General features: G+C 70.3%; 16 protein-coding genes. 6 read left to right on the forward strand and 10 right to left on the reverse strand.

The annotated features are described in order from the left end of the window. The first annotated feature begins 91 nt into the window (after positions 1–91). The 5 genes from P1K31_RS02795 to P1K31_RS02815 all read left to right on the forward strand — a co-directional run bounded on the left by P1K31_RS02795 (position 92) and on the right by P1K31_RS02815 (position 5,986). Positions 92–1,012 (forward strand): endonuclease/exonuclease/phosphatase family protein, encoded by a 921-nt coding sequence (locus tag P1K31_RS02795; RefSeq protein WP_276304756.1) that lies wholly within the window; start codon positions 92–94, stop codon positions 1,010–1,012. A 922-nt stretch (positions 1,013–1,934) separates the two neighbouring features. Further along, positions 1,935–3,017, forward strand: a complete 1,083-nt coding sequence (locus P1K31_RS02800) for a branched-chain amino acid ABC transporter permease (protein WP_276304757.1) — start codon at positions 1,935–1,937, stop codon at positions 3,015–3,017. After that, a complete protein-coding gene (locus P1K31_RS02805; RefSeq protein ID WP_276304758.1) occupies positions 3,014–4,342 on the forward strand; it encodes a branched-chain amino acid ABC transporter permease in 1,329 nt (442 codons plus the stop codon). Before P1K31_RS02800 ends, P1K31_RS02805 begins: the two co-directional genes overlap by 4 nt. Continuing rightward, positions 4,335–5,195, forward strand: a complete 861-nt coding sequence (locus P1K31_RS02810) for an ABC transporter ATP-binding protein (protein ID WP_276304759.1) — start codon at positions 4,335–4,337, stop codon at positions 5,193–5,195. The genes P1K31_RS02805 and P1K31_RS02810 overlap by 8 nt, the downstream gene beginning before the upstream one ends. Continuing rightward, positions 5,192–5,986, forward strand: a complete 795-nt coding sequence (locus P1K31_RS02815; RefSeq protein WP_368410824.1) for an ABC transporter ATP-binding protein — start codon at positions 5,192–5,194, stop codon at positions 5,984–5,986. The genes P1K31_RS02810 and P1K31_RS02815 overlap by 4 nt, the downstream gene beginning before the upstream one ends. 45 nt (positions 5,987–6,031) lie before the next feature. On the opposite strand, the gene P1K31_RS02820 is transcribed toward P1K31_RS02815, so the two are convergent. From P1K31_RS02820 to P1K31_RS02855, 8 genes are all read right to left on the reverse strand, one after another. Further along, positions 6,032–7,303, reverse strand: a complete 1,272-nt coding sequence (locus P1K31_RS02820; protein ID WP_276304760.1) for an ABC transporter substrate-binding protein — start codon at positions 7,301–7,303, stop codon at positions 6,032–6,034. Between the two features lie 165 nt (positions 7,304–7,468). After that, the gene (locus P1K31_RS02825; protein ID WP_276304761.1) at positions 7,469–7,981 is read right to left on the reverse strand and encodes a CBS domain-containing protein; all 513 of its coding nucleotides are present in this window, start codon (positions 7,979–7,981) and stop codon (positions 7,469–7,471) included. 24 nt (positions 7,982–8,005) lie between these two features. Beyond that, positions 8,006–8,800, reverse strand: a complete 795-nt coding sequence (locus P1K31_RS02830) for a GTP cyclohydrolase III (RefSeq protein WP_276304762.1) — start codon at positions 8,798–8,800, stop codon at positions 8,006–8,008. 58 nt (positions 8,801–8,858) lie between these two features. Further along, on the reverse strand, positions 8,859–9,206 hold the full coding sequence (locus tag P1K31_RS02835) for a DUF7344 domain-containing protein (protein ID WP_276304763.1): 348 nt from the start codon (positions 9,204–9,206) through the stop codon (positions 8,859–8,861). 49 nt (positions 9,207–9,255) lie between these two features. Further along, positions 9,256–9,858: a hypothetical protein gene (locus tag P1K31_RS02840; protein ID WP_276304764.1), complete on the reverse strand. Its 603-nt coding sequence runs from the start codon at positions 9,856–9,858 to the stop codon at positions 9,256–9,258. Next, positions 9,855–10,766, reverse strand: coding sequence for a class I SAM-dependent methyltransferase (locus P1K31_RS02845; RefSeq protein ID WP_276304765.1), 912 nt, complete (start codon positions 10,764–10,766; stop codon positions 9,855–9,857). The genes P1K31_RS02840 and P1K31_RS02845 overlap by 4 nt, the downstream gene beginning before the upstream one ends. After that, positions 10,763–11,845: a glycosyltransferase family 4 protein gene (locus tag P1K31_RS02850; RefSeq protein WP_276304766.1), complete on the reverse strand. Its 1,083-nt coding sequence runs from the start codon at positions 11,843–11,845 to the stop codon at positions 10,763–10,765. Before P1K31_RS02850 ends, P1K31_RS02845 begins: the two co-directional genes overlap by 4 nt. Next, entirely contained in the window at positions 11,845–12,222 is a 378-nt protein-coding gene (locus P1K31_RS02855; protein ID WP_276304767.1) for a 6-pyruvoyl trahydropterin synthase family protein, read from the reverse strand. Before P1K31_RS02855 ends, P1K31_RS02850 begins: the two co-directional genes overlap by 1 nt. Before the next feature lie 524 nt (positions 12,223–12,746). Here P1K31_RS02855 and P1K31_RS02860 point away from each other — a divergent pair. Next, positions 12,747–13,436: a helix-turn-helix domain-containing protein gene (locus P1K31_RS02860; RefSeq protein ID WP_276304768.1), complete on the forward strand. Its 690-nt coding sequence runs from the start codon at positions 12,747–12,749 to the stop codon at positions 13,434–13,436. 42 nt (positions 13,437–13,478) lie between these two features. Here P1K31_RS02860 and P1K31_RS02865 read toward each other — a convergent pair whose 3' ends face one another. Both P1K31_RS02865 and P1K31_RS02870 read right to left on the reverse strand, forming a co-directional pair. Next, positions 13,479–14,066 carry a hypothetical protein gene (locus P1K31_RS02865; RefSeq protein WP_276304769.1) on the reverse strand — a complete coding sequence of 196 codons (588 nt, stop codon included), beginning with the start codon at positions 14,064–14,066 and terminating at the stop codon, positions 13,479–13,481. Between the two features lies 1 nt (position 14,067). Beyond that, entirely contained in the window at positions 14,068–15,072 is a 1,005-nt protein-coding gene (locus P1K31_RS02870) for a zinc-binding dehydrogenase (protein ID WP_276304770.1), read from the reverse strand. Positions 15,073–15,094 lie beyond the last annotated feature (22 nt).

Raw genomic sequence — 15,094 nt, forward strand, 5'->3', positions numbered from 1 at the left:
GGTGTGCCCTACCGAGCGCGCGGGCCCCGAACGGAGCGGGACGTACCACTCATAGGAAGGTAAAAATACAGTCATGCCGAGCTGAAATTTGATGTTCACTGATCGGAACACGTCCCGACGACGGTTCCTGCTCGGCGGTGTGACGGCGCTCGGCGCGACGCGAATCGGCGATCGACGGTTCGGATCCGGCGGTCGTCCGACCACCGTGCGGGCGTGCTCGTTCAACGTCCGCTACGACAACCCGGAGGACGAGTACTCGTGGGACGAACGGCTGCCCCGGGTCGTCGAGACGGTCGAGGAGATCGCCCCGGGTCTGCTCGGCGTTCAGGAGGCCCAGCCGAACCAGTACGACGACCTCCGTGCGGCGCTCGACGACTACGAGTGGTACGGCGTCGGCCGCGACGACGGCGACCGTGAGGGCGAGATGGTCCCCGTCGCGTGGCGCGCGGACCGGTACAGGGTGCGCGAGACGGGCGAGTTCTGGCTCTCCGAGACGCCCGACGAACCGAGCGTCGGCTGGGACGCCGACCTGCCACGCGTGACGACGTGGGCGAGCCTGTCACACCGCGAGACCGGCCGGCGGCTGTGGCTGTGCAACACGCACTTCTCGCACGTCGGGGAGACGGCGCGGGTCGAGTCGGCGAAGCTCGTCCGCGAGCGCGCGGACGAGCGGGCGATGGCCGGCGAGGACGTCGTCGTGACGGGCGACTGCAACTCCAAGCCGAGCGAGCGGCCGTATCAGATACTGACCGGGACGGCGGGGAGCCCCGCTAGCCCCCTGTTCGACCCCCGCCGGGAAGCCGACACGGACACCGTCTCGGGTCCGTGGGGGACCTATCACGGGTTCACGCCCGAGATCGAGGACCGCATCGACTACGTGTTCACCGCGGACACCGCCGCCGTCGACTGGTATCGGACGCTCGACGTTCGACCGGGCGAGTATCGATCCGATCACCTCCCCGTCGTGACGGAGGTCGAGTTCGGGTCACGCCGCCGGCTCCCTTGGCGGTAGGTTCGAGCGACGTTCGTCGGCGGCGGAGTACCTCTCGGCGGAGGCGGTGGACGTCCGCTCGGACCGCGACAGCGCGGGCGCGGGCGGGAGGCGGTTCGTCGAATGCGGCCCGACGCGCGTCGGGAGGGAGTCGGCGGTGTCAGGAGGCGCACGCTTCCCGCCCACGCGACGGTCACCCCACGCGGAACGTTATTCACGCTGTCTTAGTGGCTTTATTGATCGAGCGCATCGCTGCGGGCGGCGCTCTGCGGCCGACACAGGTAGGAAAACCGTGGTTCGCTACTGACCCGTCACGGTTGTCCGCGGGCGGTGCGTCGTTTTTCACTCGGATCAGTCCGCCTCGCGAGCGCGCGGAACTGGGGCGAGGTCTGTCGCGCTCGCCCGCTCACGCCTCCTCGGCGCAGTTCGGACACTCTTCGTCCTCGATGTAGGCGCTGAGCACGGTCTCGCCGCAGTTCGGACACTCCTCGATCGGCGTTTCGGATTCTTGGTCGGTCATCGTTCGTAAACCTCAGCTCCGGGCGCGTCGACTCGCTAGCGCCTACCGGCTACTCGTAAAAGTAGCTTGCGCAGGCCGGGGAGTCTGTTAAGCATCGAGAGGGATCGGCAATCGTGAAATTCAGGGATTCCCGGTCGGACCTCGGGAGTTCGGCGGCGGCTTCGGGATCGCCGCCGAAACGGATCGGCGTTCCCGGGCGGCGCTCGGTCGCTTCCGCGCCCGCACCACCCGCAGGAGGGACGGCGCGGTATGTAACGCCACCGCTCATTTCGCCGCCGTCGGCGCTCGCCTCCCGGGGGAGAAACTCCGGTCCGCAACGGGCGTTGGCTGACGACTTGACGCTCCTGAACGTATGTAACCCACTCGACACGGAGTGATGGGTTTTTTATCCCCCGGGTCAGAGCTACCGCGTGACTACCACTCATGGGCGTAAGTGACGCATATTCGCGCGGACGGCGGCTCGTCATACAGCAGCCGGCGACCCTGGTCGTGACGGTGATCGGGCTCCTGCTGGTGTTCGACGTCGTCGCGAAGCTCGCGACGGGCGCGCTCCCGCCGCAGACGCTGGGGCGCTACCTCTGGAACGGGCTCAAACTCGGCCTCATCTACGGGCTCGCCGGTATCGGCCTCTCACTGACCTACAGCATCCTGAGCTTCGCGAACTTCGCGCACGGGGAGTACGTGACGGTCGGCGGGTTCTCCGGCTGGGCGGTCGCCTTCGTCGTCGGCGGGCTCGGCGTCACCGACCTCGCGAGCCTCCTGCTGGTCCAGGCGAACCCCGGTGTAAGCATCACGAGCACGCCACTCGCGATCGTCGTCGGACTGATCGGGGCCATCGTCGTCACCATCGCGGTGGCGCTCGTGCTCGACCGACTCGTCTACAAACCGATGCGCGACCAGGGCGGCATCTCGCTGCTCATCGCGAGCGTCGGCGTGGCGTTCGCGCTCCGATACCTCATCGCGTTCGTGTTCGACCTGAACGGCCGCGGCGTGACCGGGGGGACGGTCAGCTTCAACGTCGGCGGCCTGCCGATAAACGCCCACGACCTCACGCTCGTCGTCATATCGGTCGTGCTCATGCTCGGGGTGCATCTGCTGCTCCAGCGCACCAAGCTGGGCAAGGCGATGCGCGCGATGGCCGACAACAAGGACCTCGCGCGCGTGACCGGCATCCCCACCGAGCGGGTGGTCCGCTGGACGTGGATGCTCGGCGGCGGACTCGCGGGAGCGGCGGGCTACCTCGTGGTCCTCTCGCGGGGGACGATCATCTTCGACTTCGGGTGGATGCTGCTGCTGTTCATCTTCGCCGCGGTCATCCTCGGCGGCATCGGCTCCGTCTACGGAGCCATCGCCGGCGGGATCATCTTCGGCGTGGCGAGCAACGTCTCCCGCGTCTGGCTCACCGGGCCGTGGGTCGACCTCGCCGACCCCATCGCGTTCCTCCTGCTCATCGTCGTCCTGCTGGTTCGCCCGCAGGGGCTCTTCGGGGGGGTGACGACGGCATGAGCGCCGGTCTCGGCGGCCTCGACGCCGTCAGGGAGCGGGTGACGGCCCTCGACCGCCCCGTCCGCGACGCGCTCATGGTCCTCGGGATGATGGTCGCGCTCTACGCCCTCTTCGCCGTCGTCGGGAGCGTCATCGGGTTCAACACGAGCGGGATCTTCCGCCTGTTCGCGAACCTGACGCTGTTGACGGCCGTCTACGCCCTCGCGGTCCTCGCGCTCAACCTCCAGTGGGGGTACGCCGGACTGTTCAACATCGGCGTCGCGGGCTTCCTCGCCGTCGGCGCCTACACCTTCGGGATGCTCAGCGGATCGCCGACCGGGTCGCCTCCCGGCCTCGGCCTCCCCCTCTGGCTCGGCGTCGTCGGCGCGATGCTCGCCACCTCGCTCGTCGGCCTCGCGACGGCGTTCCCGGCGCTGCGCCTGCGCGCCGACTACCTCGCCATCGCCACGCTCGCCATCTCCGAGGTGATCCGACTGACGGCGCTCTCGCGGCCCGCCAGGGAGTTCACGATCGCCGGCGTCACCCTCGGCACCGGCGGCGGCCAGGGGTTCCGAAACTGGCCGGAGAACCCCCTCGACGCCGTCTTCGACTCCGGGGCGGGCGACGCGATCGTGGCCGTCTTCGAGGCGGTCGGCGTCGACAGCAGCACGGCGGTGGAGGGCTTCGTCTACGCCCTCGTGGTCGTCGTCGTCGTCGCGGTCGTCTACCTCCTGCTGTCGCGGACGGCGAACTCCCCGTTCGGCCGCGTGCTCAAGGCCATCCGCGAGGACGAACTCGTGGCCAGTTCGCTCGGCAAGGACACCCGCATGTTCAAGGTGAAGGTGTTCATGGTCGGCTGCGCGCTTATGGGTCTCGCGGGCATCCTCTGGTACGTCTACGGCATCAACGCGGTCGAGCCGAACTCCTTCCGCCCCGACATCACCTTCTACATCTTCATCGCGCTCATCATCGGCGGCTCCGGGTCGAACACCGGGAGCGTCCTCGGCGCGGGGCTGTTCGCGGGCGTGCTGTGGCTCCTCCCGCAGTACCTCAACAACCTGCTCGGGGAGGTCGGGTTCCTCCAGGGTATCGCGACGCCGAACACGTTCGCGGACGCGGTCGCGCCGCTCGCGTCGCTCGACGTCGGGCCGCTCGTGGGCTACACCATCGCCCACGTGGACCAACTGCGCTTCGTCGTCGTCGGCGTCCTGCTCGTCTACCTGATGCAGCGCCGCCCGGAGGGGCTGCTCGGCCACCGCATCGAACCGGCCGCCGCCGTGGACCTCACGAGGCGACCGGAGGGCCGCGCGGCCGCGACCGACGGCCGGGGTGATCCGGATGAGTGACGCGGGGACGGCCCCGAACTCGTCCGTCGACGAGGCCGAGACGGCCGACTCGGCGGTCGAGGCGGCCGCGAGACACACGCCCCGCGGGCTCCCGCTCCGGGTGGAGAACCTCCGGAAGGAGTTCGGCGGTATCACCGCCGTCGACGGGGCGACCTTCTCCGTCGAGGCGGGATCGCTCACGGGGCTCATCGGGCCGAACGGGGCGGGCAAGTCCACGACGTTCAACTGCATCACCGGGGTCCACGACCCGACGGCTGGCCACGTCTACTTCCAGGGCGAGGAGATCACCGGCCTGCGCCCGGACCAGATCGCGAACCGCGGGCTCGTTCGCACCTTCCAGATCGCCCGCGAACTGCACGACATGACCGTACTGGAGAACGTGATGCTCGCGCCGCGGGGACAGGTCGGCGAGTCGCTCGTCAGATCGGTGCTCCCCGGCCTCCGGCGCGAGGTCGTCGAACAGGAGCGCGAACTCCACGAGCGCGCCTGGGAGACCCTCGAGTTCTTCGAGATCGACCACCTCGCGTTCGAGTTCGCGGGAAACCTCTCCGGCGGGCAGCGCAAACTGCTGGAGATGGCGCGCGTGCTGATGACCGACCCGGAGATGGTGCTGCTCGACGAGCCGCTCGCGGGGGTCAACCCGACGCTCGAGAGGAAGCTCCTCGGGCGGGTCCACGACCTGCGCGAGGACGGCTACACGTTCCTCCTCGTCGAACACGACATGGACGTGATCATGAACAACTGCGAACACATCATCGTGATGCACCAGGGCAAGGTGCTCGCCGAGGGCGAGGCAGCGGACATCAGGAACAACGAACAGGTCGTCGAGGCGTACCTGGGGGAGACGATATGAGCGAAGCGCCCCCCGACGCGATGGACGGACCGGCGACCGACGGACCGACGACCGACGGACGGGCGGCCGCGGCGGGCGAACCGGACGACGGGCTGCTCGTGGTCCGGGACCTCGACGCGGGCTACGGCGACCTGCAGGTGCTCTCCGACCTCGACCTCACCGTCGGCGACGGCGAGTACGTCGCCATCGTCGGACCGAACGGGGCGGGCAAGTCGACCGCGATGAAGTCCGTCTTCGGGCTGACGACCCACATGGGCGGTCGGATCTCCTTCGACGGCCACGACATCGCCGGGATGGTCCCCGAGGAGGTCATCCGCTACGGCATCGGCTACGTCCCGCAGAACGACAACGTCTTCCCGTCGCTGTCGGTCCAGGAGAACCTCGAGATGGGCGCGTACATCCTCGATTCGGTGCCCGAGGAGCGCCTCCAGTCGGTGTACGACCGCTTTCCCATCCTGCGCGAGCGCGACACGCAGAAGGCGGGGACGCTCTCGGGCGGCCAGCGCCAGATGCTCGCGATGGGACGGGCGCTGATGCTCGATCCCAAACTGCTGCTGCTCGACGAGCCCTCGGCGGGGCTCGCGCCGGACCTCGTCGACGAGATGTTCGACCGCATCGACGCCATCAACGACGCCGGGACGGCCGTCCTCATGGTCGAGCAGAACGCGAAGGAGGCCCTGCGGCGCTGCGACCGCGGCTACGTGCTGGTCAACGGACGGAACCGGTTCGTGGACACCGGGGACGCGCTGCTGGCCGACGAGGAGGTCAGACGGGAGTTCCTCGGCGGGTAGTCGCGCCGCGAAAGAACGAGTCGAGTCGGTTTTCGATCTCCGCCGTCAGCCGCCGAACTCGATGGTTTCGATGGTCTCGATGCCGCCGCCCTCCTTGAAGCCGAACAGCTCGTAGACCGCGGTCTCGAGGTCGCCGTTGTCGTCGAACTCGACGGAACTCGACGCGCCCTGGTAGTTGATGTCGTCGCCGTTGCCCGCGGCCTCGAGCGCCTCGGGGAGTTTGTCCGGCGTGAACTCCTCGCCCTCCGGGTTCGCGACGGTCCGCATCTGCTCGGCGATGGCCGCGCCGGACTGGTCGCCGGCGGCCGCCTGCGCGAGCAGGAGCGTCGCCGTCGCGTCGTACGCCTGCGCGGTGAACACGCCGGGGGAGCCGCCGTACTGGTCCTCCCACTGCTGGTTGAAGAAGTCGCGGCCGGGGCCCGCCGCGCTGGGGGCGGTTCCCCGCACGTTCGACATCGCGTTGCCGACCTCCGTCGGCAGTTGCCCGTCGCGCAGTCCGTCCGTCACGAGGACGGGGATGTCGGTGTCGAACCCGGAGTAGTAGTCCCGGAAGAGCTGGATCCCGCTCTCGGGGTAGGCGATGACCAGCAGGAGGTCCGGATCGCCACCGAGCGCCTGCTGGAGCTGCGAGGAGTAACTCGACTGCCCCGGCTGGAACGACACCGTCTGGTTGACGGTGCCGCCCTGCTCGCTCTCGAAGGCGTTTGCGAACTCTTGAGAGAGCAACTGGCCGTAGTCGTTGTTGACGAACAGCGTCGAGGCGCTCCCCGCGCCCTCGTCGGCCGCGACCTGCGCGAGCACCTGTCCCTGGATGTTGTCCGCAGGGGGCGTCCGGAAGATCAGGTCGTCGTCGTCGAGGTTGGTGATCTCGGGCGAGGTACTCGCGGGTGAACACGCGCAGACCTCGTTCGGGACGAACACCTCGTTCGCCGCCCGGATGGTCACGCTCGACGCCGCCGCGCCGGTGACCGCCGCGAAGCCGGAGTTCACCAGCGTCTCGGCGGACGTCACCCCCTGGTTGGGGTCGGTCGCCGTGTCCTCGGTCTGCTGGGAGACGTCGTAGTTCGTATCCGAGTTCTGCAGTTGCGTGACCGGGAGCTTCGCGCCGTCGGCGATTGGCTTGCCGAGCGTGCCGAGGTCGCCCGTCAGCGGCATGAGTATGCCGACCCGGAGTTCACCGCCACCGCCGCCGCCACCGCCGCCGTTACTGCCGTTGCCGCCGCCGTTTCCGTTGCCGCCGAGACAACCCGCAACGAGGGTCGTGCCCGCGACCCCCGCTCCCTTCAGGAAATGACGCCGATTGATGCCATGTCGCATGGTGTTCGGGGGTATCAAACGTGGAGATATAAACCTATCTTCTCTTTCGACCTGCGTTTTCCGAGTTACGGCGGGGAGCGGATCGAAGCGGCGGGGTCGGAGTAGGGTGGGGTCGGGTGAGGTGGGGCGTGGGAGAGCGGGCCGCCGTGGAGCGAGACGGACGGCTCAGGTGTCGCGACAGTCGGCACAGAGCGCGAGTCCGTCGGCGACGGCGAGCGAGCGGGTGAGCGTCCCGCAGCCCTCGCAGATGCCCTGTTCGCCGTAGTTCGGCGTCGAGGTGCGCATCTCGTCGTCGAACGAGCCGGACCCCTGGGGCACCGTCAGGATGTCGCGTTCGGTGAGGACGCCGAGGAGTTCGTCGCCGTCGGTGACGAGCAGGCGATGAACTGACCCGCTGAAGCGGTTGCTCGCGGCGACCACGGACGTATCGGGGGGGACCGTCTCGACGTCCGTGTTCATCACGTCCGAGACGGTGGCCCGCTCCGCGTCGCCCCGGACGTACGCCGCGAGCACGTCGCCCTGTCCGACGACGCCGACCGGTTCGCGGCCCCGGAGGACGACCGCGCACGTCGCGTCCTCCTCGACGAGCAACGCCGCGGTCCCGGCGAGGGTGTCCCCCTCGGTCACGCCCACGTACGTCCGGGTCATCGCATCGCGCACGGTGACACTCCCATCCATGCCCGATGGTATCACACGTCGGGACTAAAAGCTATCCCCGGCTCCCGCTTCCTCCAGTCGCCAGTCCAGCTCGACGTCGGTGCGGTGCTCGCGGCAGACCTCGAGCGCGTGTTTCGCCTGCATGCCCGCGTCCTGGGCCGTTCGCGCCCGTCCGACGCCGACCTTGAGTTCGACGCCGACCATGTCGCGGACGTGGTCGACGGCGTCCCGGTACTCCTCCTCCGCGAGGTCCGGACAGACCGCGATGACGTTGTCGCCGCCGACGAAGAAGGAGAGCGAGTCGTGGGCGTTGCGCATGTAGCGCATGAGTTCGGCGTACCCCTGCTCGATGTGGATGAACGTGTCGAAGGCGTTGAGCTGGTCTGTGTACTTCCCCGTCGCGTCGTTCACGTCGAAGTGGGCGATCTGCACGTCCTCGGGGCCGCGCTCGGCCTCGGGGAGCGGGTCGCCCTGGAGGATCTCCTGTCGGGTCTCGTCCTGCGCGCTGCCGGCGTCCTGCAGCAGGGTGCTCGCCCGTCCGAGCGCGGCGGCGGGCCGCTCGTCCACCGCGACGCCGAGGCTGATCGTCACCGGGTAGCGGTTGCGAACCGACTCCTGGATCAGCGCGTGGGCGTCGCGGTCCAGGCCGTTCGTCACCGCGATCATGTTGTCGAACCGAGTGAAGAAGACGTACCCCTCGCGGTTGCCGAACAGCTGCGAGAGGTCCGCGTAGAGGCGCGACTGGAGCGTCTGGAGGTCGACCTCCCGTCGGGGCTCCGGCGTGACCGTCCACGGACCGTAGTTGTCGATCTGGATGAGGGTGACCTGTGTGCTCGTCACAGGCGTCGATATAGCGAGGCGGGGTATGCCTCTTTGGTTTTACCGGTTTCCCCGGGATCTACCGGTCGTCCGCCGCGAGGCCCGCGAGCCGCCCCTCGAACTGGGCGGCCGCCCGCGAGAGCGAGAGCGCGTCGCGCGTCGAGTCGTAGGCTACCACGTCCGTCGCCAGCAGCTTCGGCAGGTCCTCCTCGTGGAGCGCCCACCAGACGGCCCGCCGGTCCTCGGGTCGGACGTCCTCCACGGGCACGCCCGCCTCCGCCGCCGCGATGTGCGCGGCGAGCGTCGCGAGCGCCGTCGGCTCGTCGCGGCGGTAGAGGAGCCCCAGCAGCCGACGACGACGCGGCGCGGCGAGCAGGTCGTCGACGACGTCCCCCGGTAGCTCCGCGGTGTGAGATCTCGTCGCCATGGTACGATATTCGACGCCGGGCGGCAAGTATGTGTCGTGAGAACATCCCTCACTGGATCGAGTCACCGTCGAGCAGCCGTCTCGCGGCCCCACAGAGCCGTTCCCGGATCGGCGCGAGGACGGGGTTCGCGCCGACGCCGAGGTACGCCTCGAGCGGTTCGTACGCGCCGGTCCGCAGCAGGTGGAGTCCCGTCGCCGTCGCGCGGTGATTGCCGTCGACGACGTGCGTCGGCGCGCAGCCCCGGCGGGTCGTCGCCACGACCGCCGGGAGCGCCTCCCCGCGGGCGAGGTCGTCGGCCAGCCGCTCGACGAGGTCGACGTCGATCGTCGACGAGTCGGGGAGGCGCGTCGTGCCCTCCTCGATGCGACGGGCGGCCCCGAGAACGGTCCCGTCGGGCGAGAGCGCGTGCCAGCCGAGCTCCTCCGGCCCCTCGATGACCCGGAGTCGACCGAAGCGCTCGCGGGGGAGCCGGAGGCGGTACCAGGTCGCGGGCCTGACCTGCCAGACGAAGGCGGCCGCGCCGGGGTTCGCCGTGAGCAGCGCGTCGAGCGCGTCGGCCCGCGACAGGGCGGACGGGTCGTCCGACGCGTCGGGTTCGAGGCGGAGCCAGTGGGCGACGACCTCGGCCTCCTCGACCCGGACGGGCCTCATCGCGTCCGCCCCAGCAGGTCGAGCTGGTGGGCCACGTACGTCAACTCGCCCGCGTCGACCTGCGCGCGGCGCGTCGTCAGCCACTCCTCGAGCGCGTCGGGATCGAGGGTCGCCGCGCCGCCGTCGGCGTTCGTGTCGGCCGTCCGCTCGCCGACCGCCCCCGCGACGGTGTCGAGGACGTACCGCAGGAAGTACGCCTCGTCCGCGGGGTATCCCCCGTCCTCCGGGTGGACGACCCAGTCCGATCCGGCCGCGGCGAGGAGGTCGGCGCGATCGGGCAGCGCCCCGATGACCGCCCGCGCGGCGGCGCTCCCGGCCTTCGGCCGCGCGTCCATGTGCGCGTGGTACGCCCGCTCGACGGCGTCGTCCAGCGGATGGGCCGGGGCGAAGCGCGTCCCGCCGTCGTACGTGATGGGGAAGTACCAGCGGCCGCCCGCGTCGAGGCACGACAGGAGGTCGGGCAGCGCCGACGGGTCGACGAGGTCGAGGAACGCCTGCCCGACGAGCAGGTCGCACTCGCGCCCGGGCGCGACGGCAAGGGCGTCGCCGCGGACGAACTCGACGCGCACGCGCTCCTCGCCCCGCGAGAGGAGCGCGTCGCCCCCGAGCGAGGCGTTCTCCGACACCTCGTAGCCCAGTTCGCCCGCCCACGCGGGGAGCGACTCCCGGGCCGCGGTCAGGGTCGCCTCGTCCAGTTCCACGAGGGCGTACTCGACGCGGTCGGGGAGCGCCCCGCGCGCGAGAAACCGGCGCAGCGACGCGCCGAGCCCCGCGCCGACGTCGAGGACGCGCGCCGACTCGCGCCCGGCGAGCCCCTCGCGCAGGCGGTCGAACACCCGGCGGTCGACGGCGCGGTCGTCCACGGTCCGCTTCGCGCGGAGGTAGCGCAGGAAGCCGTCGTCAGTCACGCGCGTTCCCTCCGGGCGGGGCGCTCGGCGAGTTCCGCGAGGAACTCGCGCACCCTCGGTCCCGTCTCGTCCCACGTCGGGTGGCGTGCCGCGCGCTCCCGGGCGACCTCGCCCAGCCGCGCGAGGTGGTCGCGGTCGGCCTCGAGTTCCGCGAGGCGCAGCGAGAGCGTCCCCACGTCGTCCGGCTCGACGAGGTACCCGGTGACGCCGTCCTCGACGATCTCCCGCGCCCCGCCGCTCGCGCTGGCGACGGCCGGGAGGCCGAAGGCCATCCCCTCCAGGTAGGCGACGCCGAACCCCTCGTGGCGCGACGGGAGCGCGAGCACGTGGCTCCGTTCGAGTATCGCGGCGACGGCGTCCGCCGGGAGGTCCCCGGTGAACGCCACGCGCGAGTCGAGCCCCCGGTCCGCGACCAGTCCGCGCAGCCGGCGGACGTACGCCGGGTCCGCCGCCAGGCTCCCGACCACGGTGAGCGTCCACGGCGCGTCGAGGCGCGAGAGCGCCTCGAGGAGCGCGTCGATCCCCTTTCGCGGGACGACGCTCCCGAGCGCGACGACGCGGAGGGGATCGTCCCGGGCGCGCGCGTCGACGTCCACCGCGGGCGGGTCGAACTGGACGCGGGCGGGCGGGGCGACCAGCGCGCGCTCGACGGACGCGAGGTCGCGCACCGACGCCAGGGTGGCCTCGCTGGTCGCCACGACGCCGTCGAGCGCATCGAGGTAAGCCCGCTCGACGGCGCCGTAGGCGCGCCGACGCCAGCCCGAGACCTCGTCGCGCCGGAGGTGGTGGACGACGCCGACGAGCGGGCAATCGAGGCGGGCGCGCAGTCGGCGGTTCGTCAGAACGAGCGACGGGTGGGCGAGTTCGTCCTGGAGGAGCACGTCGTACTCGCCGACGAGGCGCTCGACGAACGCGGGGTCGAGGTTGTCCAGCAGGCCCCGTCGATAGGTGCGCCACGGCAGAGAGACGACCTCGACGTCGTCGCCGCGGTCGCGGAGATCGGAGACGAGCGTCCGGTCGTAGCCGAAGCCGCCGGTCCGCGCGTCGAGGTCGCCGTAGAGGACGAGGCCCACGCGCATCAGACCGACTGCTCGTAGCCCGCACAGGCGGTCTCGTCCTCCCAGATCCGGACCTCGAGCGCCTCGACGTAGTCCGGATCGAGCGCCTCCGCCACCCGCTCCCAGACGACGCGGGCGAAGCGCTCGACGCTCGGGTTGCCCCCCTCGAACTCGGGCAGGTCGTTGAGCGTCTCGTCGGCGTAGCGCGCCTCCACCTCGTCGAGCATCGCGTTCACGGCGTCGATGTCGGTGAGGTACCGGTACCGGTCGAGTTCCGGCCCCCTGAGGGTGAGTTCGACCCCGAAGTGGTGGGAGTGGAGCTCGCCCTCCGGTCCGGGGTTCGGCACCGTGAGGAAGTGCTGTGCGATGAGGTCGCGGGTGACGGTGACGGTGTACATGGCCTGTGGATCGTGCGGCGTTCGGGTGCGCGACGCGTCCGACCGGTCGGCAACTCGGTACGGGCCCGACGAGCCGCTGACGCCGGACGCTCGATGGACGCCGATACGCACCTACGGCGGTGTGACAGATAAAACTGGACGCGTCGGGAGCCGCGGTCCGGGGTCGATCGGTCTCGGTTCGAGACAGTCTGGCGGGATCTCGGTACCGTATACGTAGACGCTGTTCCTTCAACCGGTTCCGGGCCCAACACCGGACGTGGTCATAGCCTACTGCGCCGAGTGCGTCTGGACGGAACAGACTGGAGAGGAGTGTTCGCGCTCGGAGATGACGAGGGCCATGGTCGACCACTACGTCGAAACGGCTCACTCGCCCATCAGAACCACCGAGTACTTCCCCGACCGGTCGCGCTGCCGCTGTCGGTTCTGGGATATGGTCTCTCCCGGCTATGGGTAAATCCCCATCGGGCGGAGACCCTTCGATCGCCTGCCGCGACGTTTTCCGATTCGCACCCCATCGGTGGCGTATGGTGTCGATCGGAGAGTTCCACCTGCCGCTACACGACTTCCCGCTCGGGGAGGCGATAGCGTCCGAATCCGACGTCCGCGTCGACTTCGAACGGGTCGTGCCGACGGACGACGGTGTGATTCCCCTCTTCTGGGCGTGGGACGGCGGGGACTTCGACGAGTTCGCCACTCTCGTCCGCCGATCTCCCGAGATCCAATCGCTCACCGAGATCGCGCGGATCGAATCAGGGCGGCTCTACCGGGCGGCGTGGGTCCCGGACGCCAGCGGGATCGTCCACGCGCTGTCCGAGGTGGACGCGACGCTCCTGAGCGCCAGTGGAACCGCCGACGGCTGGCAGTTCGTCCTTCGCTTCCCCGACCGGTCGCGGGTCCGGGAGCTGATCGAGTTCTGCACCGATCGGGGGCTGGCCCTCGAACTGAAGTGCGTGTATACGCCGCGGGACCGTCTCGAGGGGACGCGGTACGGTCTCACGGACCGGGAACGCGAGACGCTTCGTTCCGCCTACGAGCAGGGCTACTACGACGAACCGAGGGGCGTCACGCAGACGGAACTGGCCCGTCAGTTCGACGTCTCCCAGCGGGCGATCTCCCGTCGGCTCAGACGGGGCATCGGCCGCCTCCTCGGGTCGACCGTCGTGGCGACCGACGAGGCGGAGACTCCTCTCGCGGCGAGCACCGAAAGAGACTGAACGCGCTGCGCGCCCGACGAACCCTCGCCCCGGCGTCCCCGATCAGAGCCGGCGGCCAGTTCCGAGGACGGCCGCACACCCCACGAGGTCGTCCCCGAGCCGGGCGGTGAGTTCGTCGGCGGGAAGGAAGCTCGCCAGTCCCGTCTCGACGTTCCGGGCGACGAACCCCTCTACGTTCTCGTCGGTGTCGAGCAGCGGGGGCGAGAGCAGGCTGTCGTCGAACGCGGCGAGGTCGCGAGCGCCGTCGTAGTACTGCACGTCGAACAGTTCGTCCGTCGCAGGCGAGGCGACCGCCGCGGTGGCCGCGCCGTCGAAGTTCGCCTCGACGAACCGGCTCCGGACGAACGCGCCCTCGGCGAGCACGCTCGCCCGCCGGTGGCTCTCGTAGACCGTCAGGGCGACGTCGTCGAGGCGGTCGTACGAGCCCGGCTCAGCCTCGCGGCGGTCGCGCAACCGGGCGAGCCGCCAGGGGCGCAGGAGATCGACGCCCCGCCCGCTCGTCTGGACGACTTCCCCGCGGTCGAGGGCGAACCCTCCATCCGTGTAGAAGCCACACCCCTCGAAGACGGCGTACTCGCCGCCCTCGTCGAACCGGTAGAGCGTCCCGTCGGTGAGCGTCGTGACGTGCATCTCAGTAGGTGAGGACGACCTGAACGGCCGCCCCGGGGTCCGCATCCAGCAGTCGGTACGCCTCGTCCGCCCGCCCGACCGGGACGCGGTGGGTGACGAACCGCTCGGGTTCGAGCGCGTCGAGCCGCTCCCACGCCGCGTCGAGGCGACGGGCCTTGTCCCACCGCCCGGCGTGCTCGGGATCCACGCGACTGACCTGGCTCGACCGGAGGCGGACGTGGCTCCGGTGGAAGCGCCCATCGAGCGTGAGTTCGACCGGTTTCGTGCCGTACCACGACCCGATGACGACGCGCCCGGCGTACCCCGTCGCGTCGATGGCCGCGTCGAGCGCGGGGGGATCGCCCGACAGCTCGTAGGTCAGGTCAGCGCCGTCCCAGTCCTCCTCGGAGAACGCCTCGCGGACGGCCTCGCCGTCGTCGAACGTCCGCGTCGCGCCCACCGCGGTCGAGAGGTCGCGTCGGCGATCGGACGGTTCGACCGTGACGAGTTCCGAGAGGGGAAACTCGGCCAGCAGGCCGGCGGTCAGCAGGCCGACGACACCCTGGCCGAAGACGCAGACCCGCTCGCCCACGGTCGGCCGGCCGTCCATCACGAAGTTGACGGCGGCCTCGGCGTTGGCGAGGAAGGCGGCGCGCTCGGCCCCGACGCCGTCGGGGACGCGCACCACCGCCTCCGGCGACGCGAGGAAGTGGCTCTCGTGGGGGTTGAACGCGAACACGCGCTCGCCGTCCCACCCGGCGACCGCCTCGCCGGTCTCGACGACGCGCCCGACGGCCGCGTAGCCGTAGCGCAGCGGGTACTCGAGCGTCCCCGACAGCGCGTCGATGGTGTCGTCCGCGTCGAGCGCCCGTTCGGCCTCCCCGCGGTAGACGAGCAACTCGGTACCGGAGCTGATAGCCGTGAGTTCCGTCTCGACGAGCAGTTCGTCCGGCCCGGGCGTCGGTCGGTCGCGCTCGCGCACCGCGATCTCCGTCGGCCCGGTGAAGTAGAGCGAGCGGGCGGTCATGTTCCGAGTGGACGACGCGCGC

This window comes from Halomarina halobia (assembly GCF_029338575.1).
Classification (GTDB): Archaea; Halobacteriota; Halobacteria; order Halobacteriales; family Haloarculaceae; genus Halomarina; species Halomarina halobia.

Excerpts from the sequence above, each read along its gene's own strand:
- P1K31_RS02850 (WP_276304766.1), bottom strand. The coding sequence starts at position 11,845 with ATGCGCGTGGGCCTCGTCCTCTACGGCGACCTCGACGCGCGGACCGGC.
- P1K31_RS02835 (WP_276304763.1), bottom strand. The coding sequence starts at position 9,206 with ATGGCGACGAGATCTCACACCGCGGAGCTACCGGGGGACGTCGTCGAC.
- P1K31_RS02825 (WP_276304761.1), bottom strand. The coding sequence starts at position 7,981 with ATGGATGGGAGTGTCACCGTGCGCGATGCGATGACCCGGACGTACGTG.
- P1K31_RS02855 (WP_276304767.1), bottom strand. The coding sequence starts at position 12,222 with ATGTACACCGTCACCGTCACCCGCGACCTCATCGCACAGCACTTCCTC.
- P1K31_RS02860 (WP_276304768.1), top strand. The coding sequence starts at position 12,747 with ATGGTGTCGATCGGAGAGTTCCACCTGCCGCTACACGACTTCCCGCTC.
- P1K31_RS02820 (WP_276304760.1), bottom strand. The coding sequence starts at position 7,303 with ATGCGACATGGCATCAATCGGCGTCATTTCCTGAAGGGAGCGGGGGTC.
- P1K31_RS02865 (WP_276304769.1), bottom strand. The coding sequence starts at position 14,066 with ATGCACGTCACGACGCTCACCGACGGGACGCTCTACCGGTTCGACGAG.
- P1K31_RS02810 (WP_276304759.1), top strand. The coding sequence starts at position 4,335 with ATGAGTGACGCGGGGACGGCCCCGAACTCGTCCGTCGACGAGGCCGAG.
- P1K31_RS02815 (WP_368410824.1), top strand. The coding sequence starts at position 5,192 with ATGAGCGAAGCGCCCCCCGACGCGATGGACGGACCGGCGACCGACGGA.
- P1K31_RS02805 (WP_276304758.1), top strand. The coding sequence starts at position 3,014 with ATGAGCGCCGGTCTCGGCGGCCTCGACGCCGTCAGGGAGCGGGTGACG.
- P1K31_RS02840 (WP_276304764.1), bottom strand. The coding sequence starts at position 9,858 with ATGAGGCCCGTCCGGGTCGAGGAGGCCGAGGTCGTCGCCCACTGGCTC.
- P1K31_RS02795 (WP_276304756.1), top strand. The coding sequence starts at position 92 with ATGTTCACTGATCGGAACACGTCCCGACGACGGTTCCTGCTCGGCGGT.
- P1K31_RS02870 (WP_276304770.1), bottom strand. The coding sequence starts at position 15,072 with ATGACCGCCCGCTCGCTCTACTTCACCGGGCCGACGGAGATCGCGGTG.
- P1K31_RS02800 (WP_276304757.1), top strand. The coding sequence starts at position 1,935 with ATGGGCGTAAGTGACGCATATTCGCGCGGACGGCGGCTCGTCATACAG.